We start from the raw sequence: 15,719 nt of genomic DNA, 5'->3' as shown, positions 1-15,719 counted from the left end.
GGGACGAACCCGACGCTCCCCACAGTGAAGGAATCACGCAGTGTCCACTCCGCTTTCCAAGGGTCAGAACGGCCCACTGAGCGTCAACGAGGTCGTCGTCTCTCTCGAACTGACGGCCGCCGCAGACCTGTCCGCACTTCTCGTGACCGAATCGGGGAAGGTGCGCTCCGACGCCGACTTCGTCTTCTTCAACCAGCCGAGCGGTCCGGGCGTCCAGCTGGTTCCGGGACCTGCCGGTCAGGCGGCCTCGCTGAAGGTGGCGCTCGGGTCGGTGCCCGCCGACATCGAGCAGGTGCGTGCGGTGATCACCCTGGACGACACGAACAGTAACTTCGGCCGATTCGCACCGCCGACCGCTCGGGTGGCCGATGGTGCAGGTAACCCGTTGTACGAGTACAAGATCGAGGGCCTGAACTCCGAGTCGATCGTGATCGCCCTCGAACTGTATCGGCGTCAGGGTGCCTGGAAGGTGCGGGCCGTGGGCCAGGGATACGCCGGCGGATTCGCGGCACTCGTCACCGATCACGGCGTGTCCGTCGACGACGCGCCCGCACCTGCCCCCACACCGCCCCCGGCCGCACCGACACCTGCAGCTCCCACTCCGCCTCCGGCGCAGGCAGCTCCCACTCCGCCCCCGGCTGCTCCGGCTGCTCCGGCCGAGGTCAGTCTCACCAAGTCGCGGCCGGTCAGCCTCACCAAGGGGCAGAAGGTGACTCTCCGCAAGGAGGGGGGCGTCGCACTCACGTACATCCAGATGGGCCTCGGCTGGGACCCCGTCGAGAAGCGTGGAATGTTCGGCAGCCGTTCCGCAGACGTCGATCTCGACGCGTCGGCAGTGCTGTTCGCCGACAATAACCTCGTCGACGTCGCCTACTACGGACAGTTGGCCTCCAAGGACGGTTCGATCCGGCACCAGGGCGACAACCTCACCGGGGAGGGCGCCGGAGACGACGAGGTAATCATGGTGGATCTCACCCGCATCCCGCCGCACGTGTCCAGCATCGTCTTCATCGTGACCTCCTACCGCGGGCACACCTTCGAACAGGTGAAGAACGCTTTCTGCCGGTTGGTCGACAGCACCTCGCAGGCCGAGCTCGCCCGGTTCACCCTGCAGGGCGGCATGCCGTTCACCGGAATGGTGATGGCCAAGGTGTACCGCGTCGGCGGCGAATGGAAACTCCAGGCGATCGGCGAGGGCATCCAGGCCAAGCACGCCGGTGAAGCGGCTCCGCAACTCACCCGCTTCCTCGGCGTCTAGGGCAGGGCGGTGACGATTCACCTCGCGGCCGGCCAGAACACGGTGCTGCCTTCGCATTCGGTGCGTTTCCAGGCGGTGAATGCGAGTCCGATCGACGTGTCGGTGCTCGTGGTCGACGGGAACCTGCGCGCGCTGTCGTCGGATCACTTCGTGTTCTACAACGCTCGATCCGCGGCCGGCGTGACTCTCGACGACGGCAACGTGATTCGGCTGGATCTCGGCGGGGTGGACGGCACCGCTTCGGCGGTGCTCTGTGTGGTGAGTGTGGACCCGACGGCCGACGAGGGAACACCTCTCCCTCGTAGCGGTTTGTCGGCCACGCTCTCCGACGAGCACGGCGCTCCGCTTGTCGCTTTCGAGGTGCCGCTCGTCGGCAGCGAGACGGCGGCGATCTGCCTCGAGCTCTATCGCCGCGGCGACGAGTGGAAGGTGCGGGCCGTTGGGCAGGGCTACGACGGCGGCCTGGCGGAGCTGCTCACCCGGCACGGGGTCGAGGTGGACGAGCCGAAGCCGACAGTCCCTGCCCCCACTCCTGCCGGGCCTGCCGCCGTGCCCCTCGACCCAGCCCACTCGTTCGAGCGGGCGTGGATGATCTTCGAGGATGCAGCTCGCTCCGCCGCCTCCTTCCGGGCATCCCGCGACTATGCCCAGGCCCGGCTGGACGATGAGCTGTCAGCGTCGGTGGCCGACCAGTCCACGAGAAACAGCCCCGCCGCGGCGGGATTGCAGGCCCGAGCCCAGGAGCGTCACGACGCGCTCCTCGCCGAGGCGCAGTCGAAATTCGCGGGTGAGACAACGCAGCTGGCCGAGGAACTCCGCGTCATCGACCCGCTGCTGCCGCGCTCGCTGGCCACCTTCGAATCGACCTCGTGGTCGGCACGGGACGCGAGCAGGGCGATGACCGACGGTCTGCGGCTCGGCGAATTGTCCGCACCCGATCTCGGTGACCTGCGGGTGCCGTTCTGTGTGCACTATCCGCTGGCTCGCCCGCTGTGGATCGTCGGGGACTCGGCGGAGGCCGCGCCGGTCGTCGCAGCACTGGCGGTTCGCATGCTGGTGGCATCCGCCGCGGGAACGCCCACACTCGAAGTTGTGGACCTCAGCGGTTCGTTGCGCGCTCTCACCGAGCCCCTCGCCGCGCTGCTGGCTGCCCCGGTGGTGACTACCGCCGCCGACATCTCGGCACGGCTCGCCGCACTCTCGGACAGCGTCGACCTTGCAGAAATGGCCGCCCGCAACGGAATCGCGGATACAGTGCCGTCCTCGCGCCTCGTCATTCTCAACGATTTTCCGCACGGCTACGGAGCCGAGGATGCTGCGCGCATCGTCCATCTGGCTGACCACGGTCCTGCAGTGGGAACGTCCCTGATCATCGTCGGCGAAGACAGTGCGGCGGAGACGGACTCCGGTGTCGCGGTGCTCGAGCGAATCGCGCAACAAGTCCCGTCGTCGGGGGTTCTCACCGTGTCCGACCCGTGGACGGGCAACCAGTGGACCCTCACGCCCGACCGGCTTCCCGCCGATCCGCTACATCGTGCCTCGGTGCTCGATTCGCTCACCGGGCGGTAACCCTCACTCGTCCGGTAGCTCGATCCCGAGTTCCCGCGCCTTCGCGGCGACCGCGTCGGGAAACACGTTGCGGAACAAGAACAGGTCTTGCCCGAGAACCCACCCGGGCGCGAGTTCCGTCGCGTAGCGCTCGAAGTACCCCAGCTGCTTGCCGAACAGCACCAACTCCTCGGGGCTCGCGACACCCCACTTCTTGCCGATCCCCACCAACGCCATGATCAGTTCGCTGAGGCGCAGTTCGCCGAGGTCACGCCCGAGGAGGGGCGCGAGGGCGGCCGCTACCTGCAGGCCGACCTCCTCGTCGGTCGCAGGGTTGTCCGTCACATATCCCAGGCTCCGGATACCACGGGCCATCCGGGAGAAGTCGCCGTCGATCAGCGTCGCATAGAACATGTCGCGAAGGATTTGACGCCACGACTCCGGGAGCTCCCCGACGATGCCGAAGTCGAGCATCGCGATACGGCCGTCGTCGAGCACCCACAAATTGCCTGCGTGCACGTCGCCGTGGAAGGGCCCGTGGACGATGACCGATTCGAGCCAGACCTTCACGCCCCGGCGGATCAGCATCCGGGTGTTCATGTGTGCGAGGTCGGGGAAACGGTCGAGGGGCAGTCCGTACATGCGTTCCATGCAGATCACGTGGGGACCGCAGTAGTCCCAGTACACCTCAGGGGTAGTGACCCCTTTGTTGTCCCCGAACGCCCCGATGTTGGTACGGAATCGGGCCTGGCGATCGGCCTCGACTGCGCTGTTGAGCTCCGTCATCGTGGCAGCGTGCAGGTCGCGGATGATGGCTGTGGCGTTGGCGATGCGGAAGAACTCGAAGAGCCGCTCGAGGATTCGCGCTCCCCAGTACGCGGTGCGCAGATCCACCACCATGCGGCGGAAGATGTCGGGGCGCTGTACCTTGATGACCGCTTCCCGGCCGTCGTGCAGAACGCAGGCGTGGACCTGCGCAACGGAGGCGGCGGCGAGGGGGATGTCCTCGAACGCGGCGAACAGTGCGTCCACCGGATGTCCCAGGTCTTGCTCGATGACCCTGCGTGCTTCGGCAGCGGGTACCGGTGGGACGTCGTCGAGACATCGCAGGCACGCGTTGGCCAGCGGGGCGGGGAACACCCCGGACGACGACGCCATCAATTGTCCGACCTTCACGAAGGTAGGTCCGAGCACCTCGAAACCGTCGACCAACCCTTCCGACGCCGCGTCCGCGAGGGTGCGGCCGCGGCGACGGAAGGGCCAGCTGGCGACGGAGAACAGCACGTAGGCCACGACGACGACGCCGATGACCACCGCTCGCCACAGTTCCGCGCCGCGAAACCGGTCGAGGGTGACGGCGTCGACGGTCAAGGCTGCTTCGGGCGGTCCCGAGGCGTAGGGGCCGACTGGACGTGCCGTTGGCTCTTGCACAGTTCCTACCTTGCGTTCAGTCCTGGCTGCCGTTCAGTGGGGACCCTACCCCGACCGATGAGCCGGACTTCTGCCGGTATGCGGGACGTGCTGTCACACTATTTCGTTAGCACAAGTCAGATCCCCAGCGCGGCCGCGAGTTCGCGAAGCGCGGGAACCGGATCGTCCCCGGCCGGCAGCACCTGAATAGCGACGTGGTCGGCACCGGCATCGAGGTGTTCGCGCAGGCGTCCGGCGATGTATTCCGTCTCCCCGTGAGCCACCAGGGCGTCGATCAGGTCGTCACTGCCACCGCCGGCGATCTGCTCCTGGGTGTACCCGAGCCGTTCGAGGTTGCTCACGTAGTTGCGCAGATGGAGGTAGGGGTTGTCGACGGCGGCGCGTCCGATCGGGCGGGCCCGCGCGGTATCGGTGTCGAGAACGACCTTCTGCTCGGGCGCGAGTATCGGACCGGTGCCGAGGAGTTCGCGGGCCTCACGGGTGTGTTGAGGAGTGGTCAGATACGGGTGGGCGCCGGCGCTGCGTGCCGCCGACAGCTCCAGCACCTTCGGGCCGAGTGCGGCCAGAACCCGGCGATCGGCCGGCACTCCGGCTTCGTCGAGGACGTCCAGGTAGCTCACCAGAGAGGAGTACGGCTTGCTGTAGTTCAGTCCCGGCTGTTCGGGATGGCCGACGCCGATCCCCAGGAGGAAGCGCCCGGCGTGACGCTTTTCGAGGCGGTGGAACGATTCCGCGACCTCTTCGGCGGGCGCAGTCCAGATGTTGGTGATGCCGGTGGCCACGGTGATCGTGGACGTGGCGTCGAGCAGGCGCTCCGCCACCTCGAGGTCGGCCGGCGGAGACCCGCCGATCCAGATGGCGCCGTAGCCTGCCTTCTCGATGGCAACGCCCACCTCGGGCTGTAGACCGCCCGCGTGTCGCCATACGCCGAACTGTCCGAGCTGCGGGGTATTCGCTGTGGTCTCTGTCATGTGGCGTGCAACCTCCCCTGTTCGTCATTCATTCCGGCGACTCGTACTCGGCGGACCGTCAGCTTCCCGGTGCGCGATAGTCGGCCTCACGCCGTACGGCGTCGTCGATCTGTTCGGGCGTCAACAGCATGACCGATTCCGACCGTGCGGCACCGGATGCGGCGGTACGGATGCCGAGAGCGGCGGCCGCGACGTCGTCGGGTACGTCACCGATGACGAACAGATCGCGTCCGCCGAGCGCGAAGTAGCAGGATTCTACTGTCCCGCCGATGCTTTCGACCATCCGTGTGATCGCCTCGCGTCGGGCGGTGCCACCCTCGGTGAGGAGGCCTTGCGCGCCTTCGGATGAGTACGTGACCTGCCAGAGGTATTTCGGCATGGGGCCTCCTCGGTTGTGGTCCGTCCCATGCTTCTCCCCGGGAGCGATCGCGCGCAAGGGGCAACGCCGTTAGTGTCGTGATATGGCGCAGGCCCGAATAGGTATCTCCGGTTGGACGTATCCGGGCTGGCGTGGTGATTTCTATCCGGAGGGACTGGCTCACCGGAAGGAATTGTCCTATGCGGCGGGGCGTTTGACGTCCATCGAGATCAACGGGTCGTTCTATTCGTTGCAACGACCCACGAGCTACGCGAAGTGGCGGAGCGAGACACCGGAGAACTTCGTGTTCGCGGTCAAGGGTGGCCGCTACATCACCCACATGAAGCGGCTGGTGAATGCGGAGAGCGCAATGGCCAACTTCTTTGCCTCGGGTGTGCTCGCGCTCGGTCCCAAGCTCGGGCCGTTCCTGTGGCAGCTCCCCCCGACACTCGCCTTCGACGAGTCGAGCCTGGCCGCCTTCTTCGACCAGCTTCCGCGTACTACCGCGGAGGCGGCGGCGCTCGCGGCTCACCACGACGAGAAGCTGTCCGGCGATCGAGTTCTGCTCGAGACCGATGCCGACCGCCCGCTACGCCACGCGCTCGAGGTTCGCCACCACAGCTTCGACACGGCGGAGGCGACCGAACTGCTCCGTGCCCACGACATCGCCTTCGTGGTGGCCGACACCGCGGGCCGGTATCCGTTGGTGGAGGCGACCACCAGCACCTTCGTCTACGTCCGGTTGCATGGCGACAAGGAGCTTTACGCAAGCGGTTACGACGACGAGGCGCTGGACGGGTGGGCACGCAAGATCGAGTGGTGGATGGAGCAGGGGCTCGATGTGTTCGTGTACTTCGACAACGACATGAAGGGGTATGCACCGTTCGATGCGCTCCGGCTGATCGACCGCGTGCGGGGGAGTGGAGGTGTCGGGCCGCCATGAGAGGGTGATGGCGCACTTCTCCCGGAGAAAGAGGATCACCCGATGTGGCCTACACACTGGCCGACGGTCGCCCGCGACATTGCCGAAGCGGTCGACACCGCACTCGCCGCTGCTCGCTCGTCGGACGCGGCAGCGCTGACCGAAGCAGTGGCGAAGCTGGCAGGGGCACCGCCGGAACAGGTTCGGGTAGTGCTGGCAGCCGTCGTCCGGGAACTGCTCGAGACACTCCACCCCGACGGCCTGACCGGCGACGATGTGCAGGACGTGCTCGGGCGCTGCGCTCGCGCGGCCGTGCTCTGGTTCCCCGCCGTCCCGGTCGACGCCTTCGTCAGCGTGCTCACGGGCGCACTCGGGGTGACCGAGGTGGAGGAGAACCCGCGATCACCGGAACGCGTGTTCGAGGCGGCGGTTCTGGTAATCGCCGACCTGTCGGCCACGGCCGCAGTGCCCCCTACCGACTACCTGCGGCGGGCGCTCGACGAGATCGCCCGCGCCGAAACGGTCGAAATGCCCTGATCAGCTAGGGGTGGACTCCGGACTCGACGTTGGTGGCGATGCGGCGGAGCAGCCCGGCCAGAACCGAGCGTTCGTCCTCGTCCAGACCGTCGAGTAGCCGCCTGTCGCGCTCGATTCGTCGCGGGAACTCAGCGTCGACGAGCGCGCGCCCGGCGTCGGTCAGGTGAATCAGGACCACCCGCCCGTCGCGCTCGAAGGGCAGGCGTTCGACGAGGCCGAGCCTGCCGAGGCGGTCGACGTGTTTGGTGGTGGAGGCGCCGCTGAGCATGGTCACGGCGGTTACTTCACTGGCCCGCAACGGCCGCCCGCTCCGGGCCAGCACGCACAGCACGTCGAACTCGGGGCGGGAGACGCCGTGTTCGTCGAGCGAATGGTCCAACTGCTGCAAAGCGCGCGACCCGATGCGGGTGATCCGCCCGATCACCTCGATCGGTGAGGTATCGACTTCGGGATAGGTTTCGGCCCACTCGCGTCGGACGCGGTCGGTGAAGTCCTCGTCCGGACGGGAAGTGCTGCTCATGACAGCCATGGTAGCGACCGACCTCACACTAGTTCACAACTATTTTACTAGTGAAATATACGCTACGCTCGAGCAATGCAGGTTCTCCCTCGATACGTGCCCGACAGCAGTCGACTCGCACACTGCCGCACTGCGCTGAAGCATTCGGTGACCCCCGCTACCTGGCGTCGAGCGCTCGAGGTCCACCCGGTGGACGCCACCATCGCGCCGGCGATACGCGTGGGTGCGGCTACAGCGCTGGTGCTGGTACTGGGCGGACTGCTCGGGCACGGCAACCTGGCGGGACTCGGTGCACTCGGTGCGCTGACGGCGGCGTTCGGGCGGTACGAGCCGTATTCACAGCTCGCCCGCAAGGCCGGTTTCGTGGGGATCGCCTTGGTTGTCTACGTCGCTGCCGGGGCACTGCTCGGTGCGGCAGGCTGGGCGGTGTGGTGGCAGATCGCCCTGATGTCGGTGGCCGCGGGTACCGCTGCCTGGCTGCTGACCGCCTTCCGGATCGCCGGCCCCGGTCCCGTCATCCTGATCTTCGCCGCTACGGCTGCAGTCGGGTATGCCAGGAATCTCTCCGACGTGGGACCGGCTGTAGCCGCTGTCGCAGGCGGAGTAGTCGTCGGGTGGCTCGCCGTCATGACGCCCTATTTCTTCCTTCCGCTCGGACCTGCGCGGCTCGCGGTGGCGAGGGCCCTCGCGGCGGTGTCGGAACTGGGTCGGAAGTGCGACGGTGCAACTCTGACCTCTGCCCGCCGGGCCGTCGATCGTGCGTGGGAGGTGCTGGCACACACCGGCAGGCGCCAGGACGCGCACGTCCGTCAACTCGCCGCCCTGCTCGCCGACGCGGAAACGGTGGTCGAGCGGTGGACGTCGGATCGAGACTGCGCCACCCTGCGCGCCCTCGCCGAATACGAGGGCGAACTTCGCAAGGTGAAGCGCCGCAGTGTTCTTCCCGGGATCGAGGGCCCCGATCGCGAACTGCCGGCGCCCGGACGTTTCCTTCCGGACGGCATGCGCCGGCTGCGGTCACGGGACGAGGCGGTCAGTGCTGCCCGCATTGCAGTGGCAGCGCTCCTCGCCGGATGCTTCTGCCTCACTGTGGGGTTGGAGCATCCGTTGTGGGCATCGATGGGTGCGATGGCGGCCATGCAGGGCATGACTTTCAGTCAGACGGTGCAGCGCGGGATCCAGCGATTGACCGGAAATCTGGCCGGCGCAGTCCTCGCGGCAGCATTGATCGCCGCGGCTCTGGGGTACTGGCAGACGGTGGTCGTGATCGTCGTACTGCAGACGGCGACCGAACTCGTCGTCATCAAGAATTACGGCTTCGCGTCCGTCGTGATCACCCCGATGGCTTTGCTGCTCACCGGTCTGGGGTCGGCAGTCACCCCCGGCATCGCGGTCAGTCGGGTGATCGACACCCTGGTCGGGGTTGTGATCGGTGTGATCGTGTCGGCCGTGGCCATCAGTCGGACGGACGACCACCACGTGTCCCGGTCGAGTGCGTAGAACTGCGAAATACCCTTCAAGTACGCGCCGATCGGGTGTGGAATGTCTGTATGGACACAGAACAACTTCTACCGACGGATCGTCGAAGGATTGCGCGGACAGCCGTGGAGTCGCTCGGTACGCAACGCAGTGATCACGCCATCGTGCGGGTGACCTGCCCGGCCAGTCACCGCGTTGCCACCGTGTACCGGACGGACGAGGGCCCTGTGGTCGTCGCCGGGGGTGGTCCCGGGGGCCACGGATCACGTGATCGGGCGGGCACCGGACACCATGGCGATCGACCCGGCACCGACTACATAGACATGCTCGACGCCTCCAGATTCGAGGACGATCAGATTCCGGCTCGGTGCGCGTGCGGTTCCCGCACCCTTTCTCGGACGGAACTTCGGCAGGCGGTCCAGTCCCACACGCACGCCGTCTCGGTTCCCTGAGGGGCCGAGCCGGGGCAGTAGAAACATCCGCGGGTCGGCGAGTCGGCCTGTGGTTGGATACCCGCATGGGGAAACGACGGTGGGTCCGCCGCATGCTCGGGGTGGGAGCGGTGGCGGGGATCCTCGCCGGAATCGTCGTGGCCGCGTCGACGGTCTGGGTGTCGCGTCAGGCCACCGGCCACATCTATGACCTCGAGGATGCTCCGGCAGCCCCCGTGGTGATTGTCCTCGGTGCGCAGGTGCGTGACGGCAAGCCGATGGCGTACCTGTCCGGCCGGCTCGACGTCGCCATCCAGCTCGTGAGGGACGGCCGCGCGCGTGCGGTCCTCGTGTCGGGTGACGCGGGCGGGAGGTCCGGCGACGAGGTCGCGGCGATGACGGAGTACCTGGTGGAGAAGGGCATCGACCGAGATGTGATCGTCGGTGACCCCTATGGGCTCGATACCTACGACACCTGTGCGCGGGCCATACGTACGTATGGTGTGACGAAGGCTCTGATTGTCACCCAGGAATTCCACGTGCCGCGGGCCGTCGCGCTGTGCCGCGACGCGGGCATCGACGCCGACGGCGTCAACGCGGGCTGCGACTGCAGTGTGTTCGCGAGGGCCCGGAACACCATCCGAGAACCACTGTCCAGGCCCAAAGCCGTGCTCGACCTGTTGTCCGGCCGGGACCCCGCGGTGGTGTCCGCTCGGGACGATGCACTCGCGAAGGCACTCGCACGCCAGGACTGACTTCCGGCGTGAGTCACATGCCGCCTCGGTATCCTTCTGACAGTCGACGATCGGAGGCTGAGCATGGTGTCCGATTCCGGTGCCAGACCGGATCCCAGTTCCCAGGACATCCGGAAATGGCGTCGCTATCTCGCCGACGAGCGCGCGGAGGCGGCGGTCTACCGGGACCTGGCAAAGCGTCGAACGGGTGAGGAACGCGCGATCCTCCTTGCACTCGCCGATGCCGAGGGTCGTCACGAAGCGCACTGGCGGACGCTCCTCGGGGAGCACGTCGGCAAGCCGGTGCGCGGTGACCTCCGGACTCGAATCCTGGGTGTCCTCGCGAGAAGATTCGGCTCGGTGTTCGTGCTCGCCCTCGCACAGCGCGCGGAGACGCGATCGCCCTATCCGACGGACGTCGACGCGACCGATGCCATGGGCGCCGACGAACGCATCCACGAAGAAGTGGTACGCGCACTGGCTGCGCGGGGACGGAATCGGCTCTCCGGCACCTTCCGTGCCGCCGTGTTCGGTGCCAACGACGGTCTGGTCAGCAATCTGGCGCTCGTGCTCGGCATCAGCGGAAGCGGCGTCTCCAATTCGATCGTTCTTTTGACCGGTCTTGCGGGTCTGCTCGCCGGCGCACTCTCGATGGGAGCAGGCGAGTACGTGTCGGTCCGATCGCAGCGCGAGCTGCTCGAGGCCTCCACGCCGGGGCGTGCCGCCCGTGAGGCGGTGGCTCTCCTCGACGTCGATGCCAACGAACTTGCCCTCGTCTACCGGGCGCGCGGAATGTCGGTGGAGGAGGCAGAGAACCGCGCGAACGAGGTGCTGCAGACCACGTATCACCCTGAACCTGCCACCGAGAGCGTCGACCAGCACGAGGCCGTCGGCACCGGCATCGGTGCTGCCGCGGCGAGTTTCAGTTTCTTCGCCTCAGGTGCCATTATTCCGGTACTGCCGTACCTGTTCGGGCTGGAGGGCACCGCAGCGCTCCTCGTCGCTGCTGCGCTCGTCGGCGTGGCGCTACTCGGAACTGGTGTGGTGGTCGGGCTGCTTTCGGGTGGCCCACCCGTCAAGCGGGCTCTACGCCAGCTGGCAATCGGTTACGGCGCCGCGGCCGCGACCTACGTGCTGGGGATGCTGTTCGGGACGGGCGGCTGAGACTCGCCGGGACCTTCTGCGGGGACATTCGGGTCCGTCAGCACCGCGCGGACAGCGTCGGGTAGCTTTTCGCGACGACTGCGCGGCGGCTTCTTCCCCGACTGCAGATAACGCTGCACGAAGCTGTGCGGAAGGTCGATGACGGCGAGCACGACGAGGTCCGACTCTCTTCGGCCCGCACGCCCGAACACGTTTCGGGTCAGTGCGCCCATGAGTGCGGCAGTGTCTCTGTCGGTGGCCTGGACCTCCGCTCGCAGTGCCGGGTCGAGATCGAGGTGCAGCACGTCCTCCCTGCGTAGGCGATCGAGTAGGAGTGTGTCCTGCGGCGTCTCGACGCAGTGGTCGTAGAACGCGAGCGCGAGCTGCACGGCCATCTCGACCGGATCACCGGCGGTGTCGCTTCCGTCGGGCCGCACCTGCTGGGTGCGCTGTACCGCCCGTAGCCACACGCGTACCAGCAACTCGTCGACGGACGCGAAGCGGTGATAGATCGAACCGGTCGGTGCACCGGCCCGGGCAGCGATCGCCGTGATGGTCGCCGCTCGGGGGCCGCGCTCGAGTATCACCTCGCGGGCGGCGTCGAGGAGGTCATCAGTGGAGAACGTCGTCCGGGCCATGTGCGCATTCTCTCAGATCGACCGCTGGACAACTCCAGTTCTAGAATATAGTTTCTAGAAATGACTTTCTCATCGACAACTGGTCCGGCACTGAACCGGGTGGGCGACGTTCTCGTCCTGCATCTCGGCTCGGACGAGAACCGGATGAATCCCGACTGGCTCGACGCCGTCGAATCGCAGCTCGATGTCGTCGCGGCCGAAAGCGGGCCGATCGCACTCGTCACGACGGCATCCGGCAAGTTCTGGAGCAACGGGCTCGACCTGGAATGGCTGATGGCCAACGCGGATGCGATCCCCGGCTTCAGCGCACGCGTGGAGGCCTTGTTCGCCCGGGTGCTGGGACTCGGGGTACCCACGGTCGCGGCGATTCAGGGCCACGCTTTCGGTGCGGGCGCGATGTTCGCCCTCGCACACGATCAGCGCGTGATGCGTGCCGACCGCGGCTACTTCTGTTTCCCCGAGGTCGATATCCAGATCCCGTTCTCCGTCGGCATGACCGACCTCATTCGCGCAAAACTTCCCGTCTCCACCGCGAATGCGGCCATGACCACGGGCCGCCGATACAGCGGCGCCGACGCGGCGACCGCCGGCATCGTCGACCGGACAGCTCAGGAAGACGACGTAGCCCCTGCCGCTATCGAACTGGCGACAGGGCTGGCGCCGAAGGCCGGCCCCACCTTGCGAACGATCAAGGAGCGCCTCTACCGCACGGCCCTGGAAGGGCTGTCTCAGCCGGAGACGTCAGGTCACCAGTGAACGGGTAACGACGTCCTGTAGTGACAGCCGACGCCGCGGAATGTTACCCCCGGGTATGGCGTGTGGGAATCGGTGGACGTAACCCGTCGATGCTAAGTTGCCCTCGCCAGGTGTGGCCGAGACGGACCTGCGCGCGGAAAGAGTGGACAGCGGAGGGGTTCGGGGATGTCGAAGAGATGGGTCGCGTCGTTCGCGGCGGTGGCTATCGGTTCGGGCGTGATCGTCTACTCGAATCAGAGCTCGGCCGGCGCCGAACCCGAAACGGTGTCCAACGGGGTGCCGGGTAGTGGTTCGTGCGCCAGCGACAGCACCAACGAAACCGCTTCGCTCATACCGGAAAAGCTCGAAATTCCGATCCCGTACCCGAAGATCACCACCGTTCCGTACCCGGCGCCCACCACAGAACCTACGCGTATTGCTTCACCGCCGCTGCCCGCGGACCCGTGCATGGATCCCTGCCCCGACCTCACCGACGACACCGAGCTCGATCCGGGAAACCTGTCTAGCGTGTTGAACATTCCGGATGTCAGCGTGAAATTCACGCCCTTCCACCTCGGCATTCCCGTCCCCGGCGCAGACGTGGCCTTACCGCCTCCGCCGCCGCTGGTGCATCCCGCGACCGAGGAAGCACCCCGCAGCCCCGCTCCGGCAACCCCGAAGATCGGGGACGTGACCCGGGTGGCCAAGGTGACCGGGGCCGGCTCCGTCAGCCGGACCGACAAGCGCTACCAGGTCAACGGCACCGACCTGGGCATCATGTGGGAGACTGCGCCCGACCAGGTCGCGGTCGCCTTCGGTGACACCGTCGGCAAGGGCTTCATGCCGCCCGGTGGCCAGGGCGGCGACTGGCGCAGCAATGTCCTCGGCTTCAGTTCCGACCGCAACCTCGCAGACGGTATGAGCCTCGACAGCATGGTGCAGGACAGCCGTTGTCACGCGGCGGAACTGCTGGACAGCCGGAAACTCGACAACGTCGAGATCACGACCATTCCGACGTCGGGATTCGCGGTCGGCAACAGGCAGTACATGAGTTACATGTCGATTCGGACGTGGAACAGCATTCCCGCAACGTGGTGGACGAACTATGGCGGCATCGCCTACTCGGACGACGGCGGGTCGACGTGGACCAAGGACCCCTACGCCAAGTGGGACAACATCTTCGGTGTCACCAAATTCCAGGTGGCCTCGATGGTTCCGGTCGGGGACTTCGTCTACATGTTCGGCACCCCCAATACCCGGCTGGGTTCGATCGGCCTCGCGCGGGTTCCCGCCGATCAGGTGCTCAACAAGTCGGCCTACCAGTACTGGCAGCACGGAAACTGGACCCCGGTCGGTGGTTTCAACGAGGCCACCCCCATCGTGAACGCGCCGGCCGGCGAACTGTCCGTGCGGTACGAGGAGGCCACCGGCAAGTGGCAGATGTCCTACCTCGACACCTCCAAGGCGGCCATCGTTCTCCGGGAGTCCGATTCGCCGCAGGGTGAATGGTCGGACGGTGCCCCGATGGTCAGCGCCATGGAATATCCGGAGCTGTACGGCGGTTTCATCCACCCGTGGTCGAGCGGTGAGGATTTGTACTTCACCCTGTCGACGTGGTCCGACTACAACGTGTTCCTCATGAGGGCGAAGCTGGGCGGCTAGCGCCCGTGAGTGGTTGACGAGTCCTCGGACTCCTTAACCGCTCACGAGCCCGGAGGGCCTACAGCAGCCCGTGCCGGGGCGGAATGGTCCCCGACAGCGTCCACCGGCCGATGTGCTGGATCTTCCAGCGTGTCGGGTCGTGCAGGGTGTGGGTACGCGCGTCGCGCCAGAAACGGGAGAGATTGCCCGACTCCGACGCACTGCGCGTGCCACCGAGCTCGAACAGCACGGACGAGGCCTCGAGTGACGCTCTTGCCGACGCCACCTTGGCAGCGGCCGCGTCGATCGAGGCGACGGCGGCCGTCGATTCGGTCAGGTCTCTGCGTGCGGCATCGATGCTCCGGGCCCCCTCTCGCAGCAGAGCGGTGGCCGCCCGCACCCCGAGCGATGCTTCACCGGCCAATTGGACGAGCAGGGGGTCGTCGACGGCGTCGTCGACACCGGCTTCGAAGTACGGCCGCGCCCGACGTGCCGACCGTACCGCCTCGTTCAGCGCGGCGGACGCGATGCCGACGTCGATGGCCGCGTGCAGGATCTGCGCCTGCGCACCGTACGTGGTGGGTGCGTCGAAGATTGGGGAGAACGGCACGACATGGGTCGCGGGCACCCGCACGGATTCGAGGGTGACCGTGCCGCTCGCGGTGGTTCTCTGGCCCATGCCGTCCCAGTCGTCGACAATTGAGAGTCCCGGTGCGGTCCTCGGGACGTAGGCAACAGCTTTGGCCGGTTTTCCGGTTGCTGTGGTGGCCCCGGTAAGTGTGGCCCGTACTGCGATCCAGTCGGCGAAGAGGGCGCCGGTGCTGTAGAACTTCGTTCCGTCGACGACAAAGTCGGCGCCCTCCTCGACCAGAGTGGTGGCGTCGACGTCGATGGTCGTCGTCCCGCGCTCGCTTTGCGCATTGGCGAACTGCGCACCGGCGAGAACTTCGCTGTAGAAGAACTTGCGCTGATCGGAAGTCCCTTGAAGCCGCAACACCTCGAGGAACGTGTAGTGGCTGTGCGGGATCTGCGCAATACTCGGATCGGATTCTGCCAGAAGGCGGAACACCTCCGTAAGCGTCTCCGTTCGCGCATCGATTCCACCGTGCTCGCGCGGGACACTCAGCGCGAGAAGGCCGGACTGTGCCAGTGCCCGAATCTGGTCGTGCGGCAGTGTCCGTTCCGCGTCACGGGCCGAGGCGTCGACGGCGAATTGTGCGGCGAGATCGGCGGCGACGGCCAGGGCCTGCGCCTCGTCGGTGATCCGGTGAGCGTTCTGGACGGCGGTCATGATCCTCCGAGTGGTCGTGACGTGCCGAGTCCGGCTACCGGATGTAGGTAGCCGGACTCGGCGATCAGTGAAACGTAGATGT

Annotated in this window: 16 protein-coding genes; 9 read left to right on the top strand and 7 right to left on the bottom strand. The window is 66.7% G+C overall.

Annotated elements, in window-relative coordinates; all coding sequences use genetic code 11:
- The first annotated feature begins 40 nt into the window (after positions 1-40).
- Positions 41-1,258 (top strand): TerD family protein, encoded by a 1,218-nt coding sequence (locus tag ACH49N_RS34985; RefSeq protein ID WP_358277307.1) that lies wholly within the window; start codon positions 41-43, stop codon positions 1,256-1,258.
- A gap of 9 nt (positions 1,259-1,267) precedes the next feature.
- Positions 1,268-2,827: a TerD family protein gene (locus ACH49N_RS34980; protein WP_358277305.1), complete on the top strand. Its 1,560-nt coding sequence runs from the start codon at positions 1,268-1,270 to the stop codon at positions 2,825-2,827.
- 3 nt (positions 2,828-2,830) lie between these two features.
- Here ACH49N_RS34980 and ACH49N_RS34975 read toward each other — a convergent pair whose 3' ends face one another.
- The 3 genes from ACH49N_RS34975 to ACH49N_RS34965 all read right to left on the bottom strand — a co-directional run bounded on the left by ACH49N_RS34975 (position 2,831) and on the right by ACH49N_RS34965 (position 5,587).
- Positions 2,831-4,237, bottom strand: a complete 1,407-nt coding sequence (locus tag ACH49N_RS34975; RefSeq protein WP_358277303.1) for an AarF/UbiB family protein — start codon at positions 4,235-4,237, stop codon at positions 2,831-2,833.
- 116 nt (positions 4,238-4,353) lie between these two features.
- Entirely contained in the window at positions 4,354-5,208 is an 855-nt protein-coding gene (locus ACH49N_RS34970) for an LLM class F420-dependent oxidoreductase (protein ID WP_358277301.1), read from the bottom strand.
- A gap of 58 nt (positions 5,209-5,266) precedes the next feature.
- On the bottom strand, positions 5,267-5,587 hold the full coding sequence (locus ACH49N_RS34965; protein WP_358277299.1) for a GYD domain-containing protein: 321 nt from the start codon (positions 5,585-5,587) through the stop codon (positions 5,267-5,269).
- Positions 5,588-5,669: 82 nt separating this feature from the next.
- Between ACH49N_RS34965 and ACH49N_RS34960 the strand changes: the two genes are divergently transcribed.
- On the top strand, positions 5,670-6,509 hold the full coding sequence (locus ACH49N_RS34960) for a DUF72 domain-containing protein (protein ID WP_358277297.1): 840 nt from the start codon (positions 5,670-5,672) through the stop codon (positions 6,507-6,509).
- A gap of 42 nt (positions 6,510-6,551) precedes the next feature.
- The gene (locus ACH49N_RS34955; RefSeq protein WP_358277295.1) at positions 6,552-7,025 is read left to right on the top strand and encodes a hypothetical protein; all 474 of its coding nucleotides are present in this window, start codon (positions 6,552-6,554) and stop codon (positions 7,023-7,025) included.
- A 4-nt stretch (positions 7,026-7,029) separates the two neighbouring features.
- On the opposite strand, the gene ACH49N_RS34950 is transcribed toward ACH49N_RS34955, so the two are convergent.
- Positions 7,030-7,545, bottom strand: a complete 516-nt coding sequence (locus ACH49N_RS34950) for a MarR family winged helix-turn-helix transcriptional regulator (RefSeq protein ID WP_397505009.1) — start codon at positions 7,543-7,545, stop codon at positions 7,030-7,032.
- Positions 7,546-7,620: 75 nt separating this feature from the next.
- Here ACH49N_RS34950 and ACH49N_RS34945 point away from each other — a divergent pair, with 75 nt between their 5' ends.
- Positions 7,621-9,045 (top strand): FUSC family protein, encoded by a 1,425-nt coding sequence (locus ACH49N_RS34945; protein ID WP_358277291.1) that lies wholly within the window; start codon positions 7,621-7,623, stop codon positions 9,043-9,045.
- 242 nt (positions 9,046-9,287) lie between these two features.
- On the opposite strand, the gene ACH49N_RS34940 is transcribed toward ACH49N_RS34945, so the two are convergent.
- Entirely contained in the window at positions 9,288-9,458 is a 171-nt protein-coding gene (locus ACH49N_RS34940; protein WP_358277289.1) for a hypothetical protein, read from the bottom strand.
- 83 nt (positions 9,459-9,541) lie between these two features.
- Here ACH49N_RS34940 and ACH49N_RS34935 point away from each other — a divergent pair, with 83 nt between their 5' ends.
- Positions 9,542-10,210 (top strand): vancomycin high temperature exclusion protein, encoded by a 669-nt coding sequence (locus ACH49N_RS34935; RefSeq protein WP_250767762.1) that lies wholly within the window; start codon positions 9,542-9,544, stop codon positions 10,208-10,210.
- Positions 10,211-10,273: 63 nt separating this feature from the next.
- Positions 10,274-11,353 (top strand): VIT1/CCC1 family protein, encoded by a 1,080-nt coding sequence (locus tag ACH49N_RS34930; protein WP_358277287.1) that lies wholly within the window; start codon positions 10,274-10,276, stop codon positions 11,351-11,353.
- Here the strand turns inward: ACH49N_RS34930 and ACH49N_RS34925 are convergent.
- Positions 11,317-11,970 (bottom strand): TetR/AcrR family transcriptional regulator, encoded by a 654-nt coding sequence (locus tag ACH49N_RS34925; protein ID WP_358277285.1) that lies wholly within the window; start codon positions 11,968-11,970, stop codon positions 11,317-11,319. The two genes, ACH49N_RS34930 and ACH49N_RS34925, sit on opposite strands and share 37 nt — an antisense overlap.
- A 60-nt stretch (positions 11,971-12,030) precedes the next feature.
- Between ACH49N_RS34925 and ACH49N_RS34920 the strand changes: the two genes are divergently transcribed.
- Both ACH49N_RS34920 and ACH49N_RS34915 read left to right on the top strand, forming a co-directional pair.
- Complete coding sequence (locus tag ACH49N_RS34920; RefSeq protein WP_358277283.1) at positions 12,031-12,726, top strand: enoyl-CoA hydratase-related protein; 696 nt, start codon at positions 12,031-12,033, stop codon at positions 12,724-12,726.
- A gap of 165 nt (positions 12,727-12,891) precedes the next feature.
- Positions 12,892-14,367, top strand: coding sequence for a DUF4185 domain-containing protein (locus ACH49N_RS34915; protein ID WP_358277281.1), 1,476 nt, complete (start codon positions 12,892-12,894; stop codon positions 14,365-14,367).
- A gap of 58 nt (positions 14,368-14,425) precedes the next feature.
- On the opposite strand, the gene ACH49N_RS34910 is transcribed toward ACH49N_RS34915, so the two are convergent.
- A complete protein-coding gene (locus tag ACH49N_RS34910; RefSeq protein WP_358277279.1) occupies positions 14,426-15,637 on the bottom strand; it encodes an SfnB family sulfur acquisition oxidoreductase in 1,212 nt (403 codons plus the stop codon).
- Positions 15,638-15,719: the final 82 nt, after the last annotated feature.

It is taken from the genome of Rhodococcus sp. NPDC019647, assembly GCF_044389235.1.
Lineage (GTDB): Bacteria > Actinomycetota > Actinomycetes > Mycobacteriales > Mycobacteriaceae > Rhodococcus_F > Rhodococcus_F oxybenzonivorans.
Note: the sequence above shows the minus strand (reverse complement) of the source record. Positions and strands in the feature narration are given on the sequence as shown.

Excerpts from the sequence above, each read along its gene's own strand:
- ACH49N_RS34970 (WP_358277301.1), bottom strand. The coding sequence starts at position 5,208 with ATGACAGAGACCACAGCGAATACCCCGCAGCTCGGACAGTTCGGCGTA.
- ACH49N_RS34930 (WP_358277287.1), top strand. The coding sequence starts at position 10,274 with ATGGTGTCCGATTCCGGTGCCAGACCGGATCCCAGTTCCCAGGACATC.
- ACH49N_RS34920 (WP_358277283.1), top strand. The coding sequence starts at position 12,031 with ATGACTTTCTCATCGACAACTGGTCCGGCACTGAACCGGGTGGGCGAC.
- ACH49N_RS34925 (WP_358277285.1), bottom strand. The coding sequence starts at position 11,970 with ATGGCCCGGACGACGTTCTCCACTGATGACCTCCTCGACGCCGCCCGC.
- ACH49N_RS34950 (WP_397505009.1), bottom strand. The coding sequence starts at position 7,545 with ATGAGCAGCACTTCCCGTCCGGACGAGGACTTCACCGACCGCGTCCGA.
- ACH49N_RS34935 (WP_250767762.1), top strand. The coding sequence starts at position 9,542 with ATGGGGAAACGACGGTGGGTCCGCCGCATGCTCGGGGTGGGAGCGGTG.
- ACH49N_RS34915 (WP_358277281.1), top strand. The coding sequence starts at position 12,892 with ATGTCGAAGAGATGGGTCGCGTCGTTCGCGGCGGTGGCTATCGGTTCG.
- ACH49N_RS34945 (WP_358277291.1), top strand. The coding sequence starts at position 7,621 with ATGCAGGTTCTCCCTCGATACGTGCCCGACAGCAGTCGACTCGCACAC.
- ACH49N_RS34910 (WP_358277279.1), bottom strand. The coding sequence starts at position 15,637 with ATGACCGCCGTCCAGAACGCTCACCGGATCACCGACGAGGCGCAGGCC.
- ACH49N_RS34965 (WP_358277299.1), bottom strand. The coding sequence starts at position 5,587 with ATGCCGAAATACCTCTGGCAGGTCACGTACTCATCCGAAGGCGCGCAA.
- ACH49N_RS34955 (WP_358277295.1), top strand. The coding sequence starts at position 6,552 with ATGTGGCCTACACACTGGCCGACGGTCGCCCGCGACATTGCCGAAGCG.
- ACH49N_RS34960 (WP_358277297.1), top strand. The coding sequence starts at position 5,670 with ATGGCGCAGGCCCGAATAGGTATCTCCGGTTGGACGTATCCGGGCTGG.